General features: G+C 68.3%; 13 protein-coding genes. 11 read left to right on the top strand and 2 right to left on the bottom strand.

Annotated features, from left to right (window positions below):
* The first annotated feature begins 11 nt into the window (after positions 1 to 11).
* From flhB to BVH73_RS00670, 11 genes are all read left to right on the top strand, one after another.
* Entirely contained in the window at positions 12 to 1,133 is a 1,122-nt protein-coding gene (flhB, locus tag BVH73_RS00720) for a flagellar biosynthesis protein FlhB (RefSeq protein WP_079415214.1), read from the top strand.
* A gap of 6 nt (positions 1,134 to 1,139) precedes the next feature.
* Positions 1,140 to 3,242 (top strand): flagellar biosynthesis protein FlhA, encoded by a 2,103-nt coding sequence (gene flhA, locus BVH73_RS00715; protein WP_079415212.1) that lies wholly within the window; start codon positions 1,140 to 1,142, stop codon positions 3,240 to 3,242.
* Positions 3,243 to 3,259: 17 nt separating this feature from the next.
* Positions 3,260 to 4,768 (top strand): flagellar biosynthesis protein FlhF, encoded by a 1,509-nt coding sequence (locus BVH73_RS00710; protein WP_079415210.1) that lies wholly within the window; start codon positions 3,260 to 3,262, stop codon positions 4,766 to 4,768.
* Positions 4,769 to 4,788: 20 nt separating this feature from the next.
* Positions 4,789 to 5,637 (top strand): MinD/ParA family protein, encoded by an 849-nt coding sequence (locus tag BVH73_RS00705; protein ID WP_079415208.1) that lies wholly within the window; start codon positions 4,789 to 4,791, stop codon positions 5,635 to 5,637.
* Positions 5,638 to 5,671: 34 nt separating this feature from the next.
* Entirely contained in the window at positions 5,672 to 6,424 is a 753-nt protein-coding gene (locus tag BVH73_RS00700; protein WP_079415206.1) for a FliA/WhiG family RNA polymerase sigma factor, read from the top strand.
* Positions 6,425 to 6,451: 27 nt separating this feature from the next.
* On the top strand, positions 6,452 to 7,195 hold the full coding sequence (locus tag BVH73_RS00695) for a flagellar motor protein (protein WP_079415204.1): 744 nt from the start codon (positions 6,452 to 6,454) through the stop codon (positions 7,193 to 7,195).
* 84 nt (positions 7,196 to 7,279) lie between these two features.
* Positions 7,280 to 7,498, top strand: a complete 219-nt coding sequence (locus BVH73_RS00690) for a hypothetical protein (RefSeq protein WP_079415202.1) — start codon at positions 7,280 to 7,282, stop codon at positions 7,496 to 7,498.
* Positions 7,499 to 7,548: 50 nt separating this feature from the next.
* Entirely contained in the window at positions 7,549 to 8,004 is a 456-nt protein-coding gene (locus BVH73_RS00685; RefSeq protein ID WP_079415200.1) for a DUF2802 domain-containing protein, read from the top strand.
* Positions 8,005 to 8,191: 187 nt separating this feature from the next.
* Positions 8,192 to 9,424, top strand: a complete 1,233-nt coding sequence (gene fliK, locus BVH73_RS00680) for a flagellar hook-length control protein FliK (RefSeq protein ID WP_079415198.1) — start codon at positions 8,192 to 8,194, stop codon at positions 9,422 to 9,424.
* On the top strand, positions 9,421 to 9,756 hold the full coding sequence (locus BVH73_RS00675) for an EscU/YscU/HrcU family type III secretion system export apparatus switch protein (protein WP_079415196.1): 336 nt from the start codon (positions 9,421 to 9,423) through the stop codon (positions 9,754 to 9,756). Before fliK ends, BVH73_RS00675 begins: the two co-directional genes overlap by 4 nt.
* A gap of 45 nt (positions 9,757 to 9,801) precedes the next feature.
* Positions 9,802 to 11,466 carry a GGDEF domain-containing protein gene (locus BVH73_RS00670; protein ID WP_079415194.1) on the top strand — a complete coding sequence of 555 codons (1,665 nt, stop codon included), beginning with the start codon at positions 9,802 to 9,804 and terminating at the stop codon, positions 11,464 to 11,466.
* 13 nt (positions 11,467 to 11,479) lie between these two features.
* On the opposite strand, the gene BVH73_RS00665 is transcribed toward BVH73_RS00670, so the two are convergent.
* Positions 11,480 to 11,875 (bottom strand): hypothetical protein, encoded by a 396-nt coding sequence (locus tag BVH73_RS00665; RefSeq protein ID WP_154048377.1) that lies wholly within the window; start codon positions 11,873 to 11,875, stop codon positions 11,480 to 11,482.
* A 14-nt stretch (positions 11,876 to 11,889) separates the two neighbouring features.
* On the bottom strand, positions 11,890 to 16,404 hold the full coding sequence (locus tag BVH73_RS00660; RefSeq protein ID WP_079415191.1) for an EAL domain-containing protein: 4,515 nt from the start codon (positions 16,402 to 16,404) through the stop codon (positions 11,890 to 11,892).
* Positions 16,405 to 16,442: the final 38 nt, after the last annotated feature.

The raw sequence follows: 16,442 nt of genomic DNA, 5'->3' as shown, positions 1-16,442 counted from the left end.
GAGAGTCAACCATGGCTGAAGACAGCGCCCAGGACAAAGACTTACCGGCCTCGCAGAAGCGCAAGCAGCAGGCGCGCGAGAAGGGGCAGGTGGCGCGCTCGCGCGATCTCACCTCCAGCCTGCTGCTTTTGGGCATGGCGGCGGTGGTCTATGTCGCGGGCGGCTGGTTTTTCGACATGGGGCGCGAATTGCTGCACACCGGGCTGACGGTGTCGGCGGCGGCTTCGCAAGACCCCACGGCCATGTTGCAGGCGGCGGGCAAGGTGATGGTGATCGGCCTCATGGTCCTGGTGCCCGTGCTGGCCTTCACCTTCGTGGCCAGCGCCGCGGGCGGCGTGGCCATGGGCGGCTGGGTGTTCAGCACGGAGGCGCTGGCGCCGGATTTCAGCCGCCTCGATCCGGTCAGCGGATTGCAGCGCATGTTCTCCATCCACGGTCTGGGCGAACTGGGCAAGGCGCTGCTCAAGGCCGTCGTCATCGCGGTGATCGGGGGCATCGTGCTGTGGAATCAGCGCGGCGCCCTGCTGGGGCTGCTGCAGGTGGAGCCCGACCTGGCGCAGATTCAGCTCGGCCAGATTACGGCGCATGCCTTTCTGTGGATGGCCGCGGGCACGCTGCTGGTGGCCGCGGTGGACGTGCCGTGGCAGCTGTTCCAGATGAACAAGAAGCTCAAGATGAGCCGCCAGGACCTGCAGGATGAAATGCGCGAGAGCGAAGGCAATCCGCAAATCAAGCAGAAGATGCGGGCGCTGCAACGCGAGCGTGCGCGCCAGCGCATGATGGCGGCCGTGCCCAAGGCGGATGTGGTCGTGACCAACCCGACGCACTACGCGGTGGCGCTGGCCTACGAAGAGGGCCGGAACCGCGCCCCCGTGGTGCTGGCCCTGGGCGCCGATCTGGTGGCGGCCCGCATCCGCGAGGTGGCGGCCGAGCACGGCGTGCCGGTCATCGAGGCGCCGCCGCTGGCGCGGGCGCTGTTCCATCACGCCGAACTGGAGCAGGAAATTCCCGTGGCCTTGTACAACGCCGTCGCGCTGCTGCTGGCCTATGTGTTCCAGCTGCGCGCAGCCCCGCAGATCGCTCAGGCGCCGGACGACTGGGCGATTCCCGCAGACTTTGCAGTGAACGAGTAAACCGCCATGGCGACCTCCGCTTCCTCCCAACCTTCCGGCCTGCCCGCCTGGCGCACCTTGCTGCGGCGCATGGACTGGCGCATGCTCACCGCCCCCATTCTGGTGGTGCTCATCCTGATGATGCTGGTGGTGCCCCTGCCCACCTTGCTGCTGGACATGCTGTTCACCTTCAACATCGTGTTGTCGCTGATCATCATGCTGGTCACGCTGTATCTCACCCGGCCGCTGGATTTCTCGGCGTTTCCCACCGCGCTGCTGTTCACCACGCTGCTGCGGCTGTCGCTCAACGTGGCCGCGTCCCGCGTCATCCTGCTGCACGGGCAGAACGGCGAGGGCGCCGCAGGGGCCGTGATCGAGTCGTTCGGCAAGTTCGTGGTGGGCGGCAACTACGCGGTGGGCATCATCGTGTTCGCCATTCTGGTGGTGATCAACTTCGTGGTGATCACCAAGGGGGCAGGGCGCATCGCTGAAGTGAGCGCCCGCTTCACCCTCGACGCCATGCCGGGCAAGCAGATGGCCATCGACGCCGACCTCAACGCCGGCCTGATCGATCAGGAAGAGGCGCGCAAGCGCCGCGCCGACGTGGCCCAGGAAGCCGACTTCTACGGCGCGATGGACGGCGCCAGCAAGTTCGTGCGCGGCGACGCGGTGGCGGCCATTCTCATTCTGTTCATCAACCTGATCGGCGGTCTGATCATCGGCGTCTTCATGCACGGTCTGGGTCTGGGCGAAGCCGCGCAGAACTACACCCTGCTGTCCATCGGCGATGCGCTGGTGTCGCAGATTCCGGCTCTGGTCATTTCCATGGCCGCGGGCATCGTCATCAGCAATGTGTCCACCGGGCAGGACATCGGGCGGCAACTGGTCGGCCAGTTGTTCACCCACCCGCGGGTGCTTGCCATCACCGCGGGCATTCTGGGCCTGATCGGTCTGGTTCCGGGCATGCCCCACCTGGCCTTTCTGGGGGCTGCCGCCGTCTTGGGCGGGGTGCTGTGGTGGCAGCACAAGCGGCAGCAGGCGACCGCCGCGCAGGCCCAGGCCGCGCCGGAGGCGGCGGCGCCGACCGAGCCCGAGGAGGTGAGCTGGGAGCAGATCGAGCCGGTGGACACGCTATCGCTGGACGTGGGCTACCGCCTCATTCCGCTGGTCGACCGCAATCAGGGCGGCGAGCTGCTCGGGCGCATCCGCGGCGTGCGCAAGAAATTCGCGCAGGAGATGGGCTTTCTCGTCGCCTCGGTGCATATCCGCGACAACCTCGAACTGCGGCCCGGCGGCTACCGCATCGCCCTCAAGGGCGTGGATGTGGGCAGCGGCGAAATCTTTCCCGACCTGCTCATGGCCATCAACCCCGGGCAGGTGATGGGCGATCTGCAGGGCACGCCCACCAAGGATCCGGCCTTCGGCCTGCCCGCGGTGTGGATCAACAAGGAGCAGCGCGAGCGGGCGCAGACCCTGGGCTATACCGTGGTCGACCCCAGCACGGTACTGGCCACGCATCTGCACCATCTGTTGCAGACCCATGCCGCCGAGCTTCTGGGGCGCGAGGAAGTCGAGGGGCTGCTGGCGCACCTGTCCAAGCGGTCGCCCAAGCTGGTGGAAGACCTGGTGCCCAAGCTCATCTCCGCCGACCGGCTGCGCAAGGTACTGCAGAACCTGCTGACCGAGGGCGTGCCCATCCGCGACATGCGAACCATTGCCGAAGTGCTGGCCGAGCATGCCGCGCAGGTGAACGACACCGACGAACTCACCGCGCGGGTGCGGCTGGCGCTGGGCGCCTACATCGTGCAGAGCCTGTCGCCGAATGGGCAGGAACTCTCCGCCGCGGTGCTCGACGGCCAGCTGGAACAGATTCTGCTTTCCAGCCTGCGCGCCGACCCGCAGCAGGCCGCGGTCGAACCCGGGCTGGCGCAGCGCCTGATGGACAAGGCGCGCGATCTGATGCAGCGGATGGAAGCGCAGGGCGCGACCGGCGTGCTGCTGGTGAGCGCGCCGCTGCGGCAGTTTCTTGCCCGACTGCTGGCGCGCAGTGCGCCGCGGCTGCGCGTGCTGTCCTATGCTGAAATTCCCGACCAGAAACAGGTCAAGGTCACCGCCACGCTGGGCGCATAAAAGCTGGAGCCTCAATCGTGAAAATCAAACGCTACACCGGAACCCATACCCGCGAAGTGCTGACCCGCATCCGCAACGACCTCGGCGCCGATGCGGTGATCCTGTCGAATCGGGAAATCGTCGGCGGCGTCGAATTAATGGCGGCGGTCGACTTCGATGCCAGCCGGTTTCCGTCGGAGGAGCATGAGCCCGATGCAACCGCGTCGGCCACAGCTCCCCACCCCAACCCTCCCCACAAGTGGGGAGGGAGCGAACCGTCCCCCGCGCAGGACGGCGCTGCCGAATCGCCGACTGGCGAGAAGACCACCTCTCCGATCCACGGAGGACGTCCGGAAGGGCATCCGAAACAAGCGCCAGGCGCAGCTTTCACCTCCCCCACCCGTGGGGGAGGCTGGGAGGGGGAGGACCGTGCCGCCCAAAAGCCGTCCGGCGATCTGCCCTTGCCCGCAGTGGCGCGCGTCGCGGCGCCTGCAGGCGGAAGTCCCGTCGTGAAGGCGGCGCCGATGGCGCCGATCACCCTGGAGCAGAAGGACGCTGCCGCCCTGGCTGTCGCGCCGAGGCTTCCCGCGCAACCTGTCGGCCGAGCCGACGTCCCCCCGTCTCGGCCCGATCGCCACGCCGAGCCGAAAGACGAGCTGGGCGCCATGCGCCACGAATTGCAGGATCTGCGCCAGTGGATGCAGTCTCAGATGTCGGGCCTGGCCGATGCCGGGCCGCTCACCCCGACGGGCGAGCAGTTGCAGGCCCTGGGTTTTTCCACCGCGCGGGCACGGCAACTGGGCAGCCAGGCCTTGAATCTGCGCGGTGCGCTGGCCGCGTATCTCGGCAAGGGCTTGCAGGTGGCGGCCGATCCGGTGTCGGCGGCTGGCATTTATGCCCTGGTCGGTCCGACAGGGGCCGGCAAAACCACCACCATCGCCAAGCTCGCCGCGCGTCTGGTGCTGCGCCACGGCACCGGGGCGGTGGCGCTGATCACCACCGATACCTACCGCATCGGCGGTGTGGAACAACTCAAGATCTACGGCCGCATTCTGGGGGTGCCCGTGGCGGTGGCGCGCGACGGCGAGGAGCTGCAGCAGCATCTGCGCGATTTTGCCGACCGGCGCTATGTGCTGATCGACAGCATCGGCCTGAGCCCGCGCGACGTGCGCATGGCCGAGCAGATGCAGTGGCTGCAGGCGCTGGGCGATGGGGTCACCCGCCTGCTGGTGGTGGGCGCGGGCCTGGCGCCTTCGGCGTATGCCGAGCTCTGGGCGCTTTACCGGCGCCTGCCTGTTGCGGCGGCCATTCTCACCAAGCTCGACGAGAGCCCGAGCTTCGGCGCCGCGCTGCAATGGCTGGTGGAAAGCAGCGTGCCGCTATGGTTCTACACCGACGGGCAGCGCGTGCCGGAAGACCTGCACGTGCCGTCGCTGGCTAAGATCACGGCTTTGCTGGAACACGACCCTGTGACCCGTTTCGACTCCGCCCCCGTCATGCCCGCTGCCGTCGCTGCGGCTTCGGCGGCGGCATCTCCTTCCGCTTGACTCTCATTCCGGACCGCATCATGGATCAAGCCGAAGGACTGCGCCGCCTGCAGCGCCCCCCGACCAAGGTCATCACCGTCGCCAGCGGCAAGGGCGGGGTGGGCAAGACCAATGTGGTCGCCAATCTGGCCATCACCCTGGCGCGTGGCGGCCAGCGGGTGATGGTGTTCGATGCCGACCTGGGGCTGGGCAACATCGACATCCTGCTGGGACTTACGCCGCGCTACAACATCAGCCATGTGCTGTCGGGCGAGAAGCAGCTCAGCGACGTGCTGGTGCGCGGCCCGCAGGACATTCTGGTGCTGCCCGCCTCCAGCGGCGTGGCCGGGATGGCCGCGCTCGACGTGGCCACCCAGTCGCGGCTGATCGACGCGGTCAGCAGCATGGACATTCCGCTCGACTACCTGCTGGTGGACTGTGCCGCCGGCATCGCGGGCGATGTGCTCACGTTCAGCCGCGCCGCGCAGGATCTCATCGTTGTGCTGAACAACGAGCCCGCCTCGGTGGCCGATGCCTACGCGCTCATCAAAGTGCTCAGCAAGCATCACGGGCTCAAGCGCTTTCACCTGCTGCCGAACATGGTGCGCGATGCGCGCGAGGGCCAGGCGCTGTTCGCCAAGATCACCGGCGTGGCCGATCGCTACCTCGACGTCTCGCTCGATCTGCTGGGCAGCATTCCGCTGGACGCGGCGCTGCGCGCGGCGGTGCGCAGCCAGCGCGCCGTGGTCGAATCGGCGCCGCAGAGCGCCGCCGCCGCCGCCTTTGCCGCGCTGGCCGCCCGGGTGAAAAACTGGCCGCTGCCGCAGGGGCCGAGCGGCCGCATCGAATTCTTCATGCAGCAGTGGCTGCGGGCAGAGCAGGCCGCTTGATGCGCGCTGCACCGACAACACGGCCCCCGATCGGATGAAACCCGGCCTCTATCCCGCCCCCGAAACCCGCGAGGAGCGCCTTGCCAAGCATCTGCCCATGGTGCGGCGCATCGCGGGCCAGATGGCGGCGCAACTGCCGGCCTCGGTCGATTTCTCCGATCTGGAACAGGCGGGCATGATCGGCCTCTGGGACGCGCTCGACCGCGGTGAAATGCAGTCGCCCGCGCAGTTTGCCACCTACGCGGCCATCCGCATCCGCGGCGCGATCTACGACGAGCTGCGCAAGCTCGACTGGCTGCCCCGCCGCAGCCGCGCCAAGGAGCGCCAGATCGAGCGCACCGAGGCGCTGCTCACCCAGCGTCTGGGCCGTCACCCCATCGATGCCGAGATCGCTGCGCATCTGGGCTGGGAGCTGGCCGAGTATTACGACGCGCTGGCCGAGACCAGCATGCAGCTGGTCTACCTCGAAGACCTCACCCACGACGACGGCAGCTCCGTGGCCGACCGCAAGGCCGACGAGGCCAGCCTGCTGCCCGAAGACCTGCTGCAGGACGCCGAGCTGGAGCGCGATCTGCAGGCCGCCATCCGCGATCTGCCCGAGCGCGAGAAGCTGGTGCTGTCGTTGTATTACCAGGAAGACCTGCAGCTCAAGGACATCGGGCGCGTGCTCGAAGTGAGCGAGTCTCGGGTCAGTCAGCTCATGAAACAGGCGGTCATGCGGCTGAGGGCGCGGCTGCAGGCGCATCAGGCGCCAGCCGGCGGAGCGAGCCGCCGCGCCGCGCGATAACAAGCCATACAGGGACGGGGAATCTTCATGGATATTCTGAGTGTCATCGGCATCGTGGTTGCGCTGGGCTCCATCCTGCTGGGGCAGATGCTCGAAGGCGGCCACATCAGCTCCATCATCCAGGGCACGGCGTTTCTCATCGTCATGGGAGGGACCACGGGGGCCACCATGCTGCAGTTCCCGCTCAAGGTGTTCATGCGGTCGCTCAAGATGCTGCCTTGGGTGGTGCTGCCGCCGAAGGGTGACCCGCAGGAGACCATCAAGCAGATCCTCGAATGGAGCGACACCGCGCGCAAAAACGGGCTGCTCGCACTCGAAGCCGTGGTCGAGTCGGTGCCCGATCCGTTCGTGAAGAAAGGCCTGCAGATGCTGGTGGACGGCACCGATCCAGAGAAGATCCGCTCCACCCTGGAGCAGGAAATTGGAGCTGTGGAACATCACGACACGCAGGCCGCCAAGGTCTATGAATCGTCGGGCGGCTATTCCCCCACCGTGGGCATTCTCGGTGCCGTGCTCGGCCTGATCCACGTGATGGAAAACCTGGCCGATCCGAGCAAGCTCGGGGGCGGCATCGCCGTGGCCTTCGTCGCCACGGTGTACGGCGTGGGCGCGGCCAATCTGTTTTTTCTGCCGGTGGCCAACAAGCTCAAGGGCATCGTGCACAATCGCGCCAAATTGCAGGAAATGCAGGTGGATGGCCTGGTGGCGATCGCCGAGGGTGAAAACCCGCGCATCATCGAGGGCCGTCTGCAAAGCTATTTCGCGCATTGAGGCAACGCCGAACAGGCGCCCGCCGCGCGGCGGGCGGCAGAGCCCGGCGTGTCATGACCCGGGCCTGCCGGAAGGAGCGTGAAGATGGACGAGGCGACGATCAATCCGGTGGGGGCCTATGACCCGGTTTCCCGGCTGCCCGATGGCGGCGGTCGAGGACGGCAAGATTCGCCCGGGCGCAAACCGGGGCCGGGGCGCACGCCCCCCGAGGATTCCACGCCTTCGAGCCAGCCCGATGCGCCCCCGGCCGCGACGCCCGATCCCGACGCGCCCCGCGGCAGGTACATTGATGACCGCGCCTGAGCCCGGCTCCACCTGAACCTCTTTTCCGTCTGCCCACTTTTCGCGCCATCATGACCCTCATCCTTCTCGTCTTCGCCGCGCTGATCGTGGCCCTGCAGATCGCGCTGACCCTCACCCTCAAGCGCATGCTCGACCTGCTCGCGGCCACGCGCGATCAGGTCCACGGTCTTCAATTGCGCGTCCAGACCCTGGAGCAGGAGCGCGACGCGGCGACGCCGCCGCCTTCGGCGCTGTTCACCTTGGCGCCACGCGCGGAGGCGGCGCCCGAGCCGGTATCGGTTTCGATCCCCGACCCGGTCTCCCCCGCGTCCGCGGTCGAAACCGTCGGGCTCTCCGATTTTCCGGTGCTGCACGAATCGGCCGATCTGCCTTCCGCTGACGAGGTGGGCGCGAAAGTGCGCAACCTGGCCCGCCAAGGCCTGCCCGTGCGTGAAATCGCCGAGCGCTGCGGTCTGAGCGAAGCCGAGGCGGAGCTGATCATCCACCTGCGCCAGGAGCCGGTCTGAGGCCATGAGCGCGCCGGGCCGCCCCAAGCGCTCATCCCGCAGCGCGCAGCGCGGAGGGTCGTCCTGTGAGCGCGCCGGGCCGCCCCAAGCGCTCATCCCGCAGCGCGCAGCACGGAGGTTCGTCCTGTGACCGCGCCGGGCCGCCCCAAGCGCTCATCCCGCAGCGCGCAGCGCGGAGGGCATTGACGTGAGCCTGCCGCCGGTTCTGAGCGGCGTTGCCACGGTTTCCCCCGTTGGATCGACTGGCCCCGCCCGCGCCGAGAGCGGTGCTTTCTCGGCAGCGCCGGGCACCGCCTTCGAGGCCGAAGTCGTGCAGGTTCAGCCGGTGGCTTCAGGGGCCTCGGCGGCAGCGGGCGCCGCAGCCGACGGACGCATGCAGACCCAGGTGATGCTGCGTCTGGGCAACGCGCTGGTCGCCGCGACCCTGCCCGGCACGGCGCCCCAGGTCGGCTCGCGTCTGCCGCTCATCTATCTCGGTTCGCAGAACGGTCAGGCGCAGTTTCTGCTGGCGCCGCAGCAAGGACAGACGGCGGCCGTGCAGGCGCAGTTGTCCGGTCCCGGGCAGTTGCTCGGTCTGTTGCAGCAGATGCAGGCGGCCAGCGTTTCGCAGGCGGGCGCGGGGGCCGCAGGCGCACCCGGCGCGCGTTCTGCAGCCGCGACGCCCGTGTGGCCTGACCCCACGATGCCCACGCCCCAGGCGGCGCAACGGCTCGCAGGCGCGCTGAGCGACAGCGGGCTGTTCTACGAAAGTCATCTGGGCGCGTGGGCGCAGGGCCAGCAGCCGCTGTCGGTGCTGTTGGCGCAGCCGCAGGGCAGGCTCTCGCCTCTGCTGCAGACGACGCCTGCGCCGCAGACCACGGCTTCTCCGTCGGCCACGCCCAACTCACAGCCCAGTGCCTCGACGGCGACTTCGACGGCGAGCCCTGCGCCGCAGATGCCGGACGTTGTGCCGATCCCTCGGCATGCCGCCCTGGCGGCGTACAGCACGGTTCAGAGCGGGCCGCAGGTCGCGAGCGATCCGGCCGCGCTGGCCTCACGCCTGCCCGCCGAGCTGCACGGCGTGGTCCAGCAACAGCTGCAGGCGCTGATGCAGGGGCAGGTGATTTGGGAAGGGCTGCTGTGGCCGGGCCAGACCGCGCGCTGGAGTCTGCGGCCCGATCCGGAAGATCGCGGCAGACCGCAGACGCCCGCCGAACGTCCGTGGAGTACCCAGATCGACCTCGACCTGCCGCAGCTCGGCCCGGTGCAGGCCCGGCTACGGCTGGACGGGCACCGCGTGGATGTGGTGCTTCGCCACGACACCAAGGCGCAGGAGCGTGTCGATGCGGCCTTGCCGCAGTTGCGCAGGGCCTTGCAGACGGCGGGTCTGGAGGTGGGTGTGCTTCAACTGGATCGGTCTTCCGGGGGAGAACCGGCGTGAGCACGCAGCCGCCGCCAGAGAATAGGCCGCGTGCCGAGCGGCGCCAGGCCGTGGCGCTGCGCTACGACGCCGATGCGGCGGGGGCGCCTGAAGTCGTCGCCAAAGGACAGGGCTTGATGGCCGAGGCGATTGTGGCCCGCGCCAGGGAGGCCGGCGTGTATGTGCACGAGTCGCCGCAATTGGTGCAACTGCTCATGGCCGTGGATCTCGACAGCCAGATTCCCCCGGCGCTGTATACCGCCGTGGCCGAGCTGCTGGCCTGGCTTTGGCGGCTCGAGTCCGCGTCGGCGCCCCCGGAGCCTCCGACTTTACATTTGCCTGGATCGACCTGAAATACGATGCCGTAGAAACAAATCTACAAACTAAGAATTCCTCCCATGACCACCATTGCCGATCAGGCGCGCGCCACGCTCAAGCGCTTGCTCGAACTCAAGCTTCAGCCCACCCCGGACAACTATCGGCGAGTCTTCGAGAGCCTCCAGGATGGGGCCTTGCCGCCATCCGAACCCTTGGCGGCGCCGCACTCGGCGCCAAACCCGGAGCCCGCAGACTGGGGCCGCTCCTTGCAGCGGCTGATCGAACAATGGGAGCGTTCGCAGCAGGGGCTGTCGCAACTGCAGAAGCGTCAGCAGCTCGGCCATCTGGGCAGCCTGCCTTCGGCCGATGCGCTCTGGGCCGAATTTGGGCAACTGCTCGATCGCTGGAGCGCGCTGCCCGCACGCAACGGAAGCCCGCCCGCATCCCGCCCGATCGAGCTGCGCGAGGCCGATACCCGGCGCGACGGGAGTGATTGGCGTGCCTTGCTGTTGCAGAGCCTCAAACATGGCGTGCAACCTTTCTGCGATCCCAGCGGTGCCCAGCCTCTGCTGCGGGCGCTGATCGCCGCGGTGGACGATGCGGCCGCGCAGCCCTCCGAGCTGGGAGCGCAGGCGCGCGAGGTCTGGCTGGCCATCGACCGCGAACGGTCCAGCGAAGACGCGGTGCGCAACGGCCTGATCGAGCTGGTCAAGCTGCTGCTCGGGCATCTTGGCGATCTCGTGCCCCAGGCCTGGGTGGGCGTGCAGGCCACGGCCATCAGCGAGCAGTTGCAGCAGCCGCTCGAACCCGAGCGCATCGAGCAGGCGCAGAACGCGGTGCGCGATCTTCTGGTGCGCCACAGCGTGCTGCGCAAGAGCGAAGACGACGCGCACAACACCGCCAAGGCGCTGATCGACCTGCTGGTGCGCAAGCTGGGCGACTATGCGGCAGAAGGGGGCGAGTACAACCAGCGCATGGAAGGTCGGCTGAACCAACTGCAGAGCAGCCGCGAGTGGGACGAAATCCGCGATCTGGTGCAGGACGTGCTCGAAGACAGCCGCAGCATGCAGAAGCGCAGCGGCGAGCTTGGCGTGCATCTGGCCGAGGCCCAGCGTCAGGCCCAGGCGGCGCAGGAGCGCATTCGCTCGCTGGAGGGCGAGCTGGAGCAGGCCAGCCAGCAGTTGCAGGAAGATCCGCTCACCGGCGCGCTCAACCGTCGCGGTCTCGATGCCGAGTTCAGCCGCATGCAGTTGCGCGCCGTGCATCAGCACGCGCCGCTGACGCTGGCGCTGCTCGATCTCGATCATTTCAAGGCGGTGAACGACACCCATGGCCACGATACGGGCGACGAGGTTCTCAAGGCCCTGGTCACGCTGGCCCGCCGCCTGGTCAGACCCAGCGACCGCGTGGCCCGCATGGGAGGCGAAGAGTTCATGCTCATGCTGCCGGACACGCCGGTTCAGCAATCGCTGGTGGTGGTGCAACGCCTGCTGGCCGCGTTCAGCGACCAGACCCTGGTGCACGATGCGGGCGGGCGCCGCATTCCTCTGAGCTTCAGCGCCGGGGTCGGCGAACTGTGCCCCGGAGAAGACTTCGCGGCGGTCTATCAGCGCGTCGACGCGGCCTTGCTGCAGGCCAAGCAGGCGGGGCGCAAACGGGTCGAATTCGCCGTGCCCTGCGACGGTGCCAAGGCAGGTGGAAGCCTGCCCAAAAGCGCGTTGCGCTACTTCACGCTGCGGGGCTGAACGGCCGCCGGGGTCAGCCCCGCGGGTCGCCGCGCCCGCATTCCAGGCGGGAGATGAACACGTCTTTGCCCGCATCTTCCGGTCGCTGGCCCGCATGGCAGGTCTGGACCTCGCAGGTGAAGTGCGCCAGCGTGCCGAGTTCCTCCAGCACCTGCCCCACCGTCAGGCCCATGCCCGGATCGAGGGGAAAGTCGGTCAGCACCACCCAGCGTGGCCCGTCCTGCCCGACTAAAGTGCCTGAACCCAGCACGCGAGCCTCGGGCCAGAAGGTGCGGATGATCACCGGGCGGGGCTGAAACAGGCCGGGACGGGCCAGCCGAGCCCAGTCGGCCTGCTTGAGCAGCGCGTCGACCGGATCGGTCGCATGGCTTCGGAAAACCGCGCTGTCCTCGGAAGGGTTGTGGTTCATGGTGCGGCCTGCGGTCAATGCAGTCGCGAAGGCGGCTGCTGGGTGAGTGGACTCCATTCGGCCCGATGGCGTTCCGCATGGGCACGCACCCAATTCAGCGCCCGCTGGCCCAGCTCGGTCTGCGGCTCCGAGGCCTGGGTGACGCAGAGAAAGGTCCGCAGCCAGCCCGGCACCTCGCTGGCGGGCATCGGCTTGGCCAGCGCATAGCCCTGACCGACATCGGCGCCCAGCACCGCGGCGACTTCCACCAGGGCAGGCGTTTCGAGCCCTTCGACCACGACCTTCAGCCCCAGGGCCTGGGTCATGCGCACCAGGGCGCCAATGAAACCGATCATGCCGTCCGCCTCGGATTGCGCCTCCGAAGGAATCTGACGCACCAGACCCTGATCGATCTTGACCGTGTCGAACGGCAGGGTGCGCAGGCGCAGCAGGCTGCTGTAGCCGCTGCCCAGATCGTCCATCACCAGCCGCACGCCGGTCTGGGCCAGGCTGCGCACGGCGCGGTCACGTTCGGCATCGTTCTGAAAGTCGGCATCTTCCAGGATCTCCAACCTGAGCCGCTCCGGTGCGATGTGCCGGGCGCGCAGGGCGTCGGCCACCCAGCGGGCGCACTCGGGCATGAGCAAAACCTCCAGGGGCAGGTTGACCGAGAGATCGAGCGGGTGATCGGCCGCATCCCACTGGGTCAACTGGTTCAGCGCCTGCTCGAGCCCGAGGGTGAACAGACGGGTGAGTTCGGAGGCGCCAAAGGAGGGCAAAAACTGTCCTGGGCCGATCAGCCGACCGTCGTCGAGACGCAGGCGGGCCAGGGCTTCCATCGCGGTGGGTTTGCCATCGGACAGATTCACCAGGGGCTGGTAGTGCATTTCCAGGCCGCCGCTGAACAGCCGGTGCCGCCAGGCACGGCGGTCACGAACCGGCAGGAGGGCGGTCTCCCGCCGTGTCATGAGCCCGTAGAGCCCGCGTTCGAACAATTGTTCGAGGCCGCGCAGGAAGCTGAGCATGCTCTGGGTGTTGAACATGCCGGGGTAGCGTCCGTACAGACCCATGACCGCGAGCATGCGGCCGCGGCTGTCCTTCACCGGCACGGCGGCCGAGCTGCGAATGCCCACGCTGTGGGCGGCCGCACGCCAGGGGGCCATGCGGGGGTCGGTGACGTAGCTGGCGTTGGTTTCGATCTGTTCGCTGCGCCAGCTGCGCGGGTGCGGGGTCTGGCCGAATTCGCTCCTGGGGTCGATGGCGAGATTGGCCATGTCGACCTGTTCCAGGGCTTGCCAGTAGTCGTCGAACATGCCGGCGGTGAACTCAGGCACGAACTCGCCCTGCGCATCAGGCTTGTAGATGACGGTGGCGGCCATGCCGGGCAGCTCGACGACCGAGTCGAGCACGGTGCGCGCCAGATCGGCCCATTGCGTCAGCTCGGGCTGCATCTGTTCCAGCCCGAACAGCATCTGCTGGTACTGGTCGCGCAGGGTCTGGGCGCCCTCGCTTTGCCATTGAAGTTCGCGCTGCAGCCGCGCGGTGACCAGCTGCCCGAGAAGGGCGCGGTCTTGTCCGCGCGCCGGGGCCTCGGCCATCAGATCATGCAGGCTCTGCAGATAGCTGCCCATGCTGTTGACCAGCGCTCCCGTGTTGAGACCGACCAGGGCGTGAACGCCGCCGGTTCGCCGCGCGTCGTCCTGGTGGGTTTCAGCCGACAGTTCGGGCAGCAGAATCTGACGGAGCCGAAGACTCTGCCGCTCGCTCAACTGAGCCATCTCCTCGGGCGAAAGCGCCGCCAGCAAGGCCGCCGCCTCGGGGTCTTGCCCGAGCGTGGCGTAGAAGCGATCGACGAAGGCCGTGGCCTTGCTCGTGAGCAGGTCGCCGACCAGGCCGAGCAGCCGCGCCGCGCCGTCTCCGTAGGGGTCGATCTGCACCGGCAGGTCGGCCGGCTTGCCCGCGACGTGCTCCACGCTGTCGTTCCAGCGTTGCCACCAGATCGTCCGGTCGCGCTTGTGCGCCTTGCTGGCATAGAGTGCCGCATCGGCATGGCGCAGCAGCACCTCGGCCTGGGCGTCGTCGTCCGGGTAGAGCGTCACACCCAGGCTCATGCCGACCTTGGCCATGACACCGTCGCCCAGATCGAACGGGATTTCGACCGCGCTGTGGATGCGGTCGAGCACGATGGGCAGATCGCCGGCCTGCGCCACGCCTTCGAGCACCAGCACGAACTCGTCGCCGCCCAGCCGGGCCACCAGATCGGTTTCGCGCACCGCGACCCTCAGACGTTCGCCCAGCTGGCGCAGCAGCTGGTCGCCCGCAGCGTGGCCGTGGGTATCGTTGACGGGCTTGAAGTCGTCGAGATCCATCACGCCCACCGCAAGCAGTGTCTTGTGCCGACGGGCTCTGGCCATGGCCAGGGGCAGGTGATGCTCGAGAGCGAGGCGGTTGGGCAGGCCGGTGAGGGCGTCATGGCGGGCCAGATGCCGCTGCTGCGCCTGCTCGGTTTCCAGGTCGGCCTTGAGGTCGATCTCGCCCAGCGCCTGCTCGATCAGGCTGGCCACCCGGCGCAGCAGGGCGTGCAATGCGTCGTCCAGGTCGCCGCCATTGAGCACGACCAGAACCAGCACCGCCCATCGCGTGCCGTTGCGCCGCAGCGGCAAGGCCAGCGCGAGCTGCCGCCACTCTGGCGGCGAGAACTCGCTCCAGGGAGCCAGTAAGGGCGAGGGGTCGTGGCGGTCCTGCTGCTCCTGGCCGGTGCGCCAGGCGCGCGCAAGCGCGTGCGCGGCGTCGGCACTGACGGCCAGCGGCGGCTGGGCGGCGAGAACGTCCAGCGCATGTCCCCCCGCGGCGATGGCCCGGACGATGTCTTGATCGTCGGGCCGGCCCACCCACACGGCGGCAAACAGGCCGGTCTCCAGCAGGCGGGTGCAGGCGTTGTCGAGCACTTCCTGGTCGTGGCGCGCGCTGATCAGAATGTCGATCTGCGCCAGCACCGACCGCACCAGCTCCTGCTGGCGCTCGCGGCTTTCGCGCTCCTTGCGTTCGGCCGCGGCGAGGTCGAGGCGGTCGAGCCCCCGTCCCAGGCTGCGGGCCAGTTCTTCCAGCAGGCCGCGCTGGTCGCGGGTGATGCGCGAGGCGCTGACGCGATAGATGCTGAAGATGGCGTTGAGCTGTCCCTGCCGCAGCACGGGCAGGGCGGCCATGGTGTGCAGGTCGAACCGTTCCATGCGGTCGGCCCAGGGGATGATCAGTAGGTCGGATCGATCACCCTGGATAAACACGGCGCCCGCATCGCGCCAGGCCACACCGAAAGGGCCTTGGCCGCTTTTTTCGGTCGCGTGGATGGAAAGGTGCAGGCCGTCGAGATAGCCCGTCTTGCCCGATGCGGCGAGCACTCGGGCCTGCCCTCCGGCGTCGGGTCGCCCGATCCAGGCCAGCTGCATGCCGCCAGGGTCCACGCTGAGGTCGCAGATGCGCTGGAACAGCGCGGTTTCATCTGTGGCCGCGGCCGCGGCCTGATTGGCCTGCGCGAGGGCGGTGTTGATCTGCACCAGCCGGTGCTGCCGCTCCATGCTGCGGCTGATGAGCACGCCGCCCACGATCTGCAGCAGCAGGAGCAAGCCCCAGCCGACGAGCACCGGCCATGACTGCCGCCACCAGATCACCGTGAGCGCCTCGGTGGGCAGGCTGGTGAAGGCCACGATAGGGTGCTCCTCCAGCCTCTGCCAGGCGCCGAAGGTGCTCGCGCCTCCGACGGCCTGGACCGGCCCGCTGAAGACGCCGAAGCGCTCGGCCGGCTTGGCCGCGATCTCGCGCGCGAGAATGCCGCGTGCCGGGGCGCGGGCCAGATCGCCGCGCGTATGAGGCAGCGGCGGGGGCAGCCGCGCGAGCAGGTAGCCGTCGGCACGCAGCAAACCGACCGCGGGCACCCAGCGACCCTTGCCGTCCAGACTGGTCAGATGGGGATGCAGGCCCAGGAGAGCCTGTTGCAGCCCCATGTTGAACTCCAGCACCACGTTGCGCTGAGGCGAATCCGTCTGCAGTGCGCAATAGACCGGAGAAACCGTCTTCGCAGGTTGGAGAGGATCGGGCATGGCGAGGCCGATCTGAATGTGGCCCGGCGCATTCAAGGCCTGATGGAAGCTTGCCCGTGCGAGCAAGGCGGACGGCGTCTTCAGCGCGAGGGCCCGGCCGGGCACCACCGCGAGCAGGTCGCCATTGGCGGCGACCAGAGACACCCCGGCGATGAAGGGCGCCCGGTCATCGAGATCGCGCAACCACGGCGAAGGGGCCAGCAGCAAGCGGGGATCGCGCTGGAGCTGTCGCTGGGCCAGGGTGCAGGTGGACTGCAACTGGTCGAAACGCTGGTTCGTGGCATCGGCCCAGAAGGCCACTTCGCTCTGCAGAATGCGCTCAATGCCACGGACATTGCGCTCCCAGCCATTCCACAGCACGGCGGCGACGGCTGCGGCCAGCAGCAGGTTGGCGATGATCGCCACGATCAGGATGCGACGGCGATCGCTCGAAAAGCGGTGGTTGTGGGGCATGCGTGACACGATTCGGAGACTGTCATGCATTACAACAG

The sequence above is a fragment of the Thiomonas intermedia genome, from assembly GCF_002028405.1.
GTDB lineage: Bacteria > Pseudomonadota > Gammaproteobacteria > Burkholderiales > Burkholderiaceae_C > Thiomonas > Thiomonas intermedia.
Note: the sequence above shows the minus strand (reverse complement) of the source record. Positions and strands in the feature narration are given on the sequence as shown.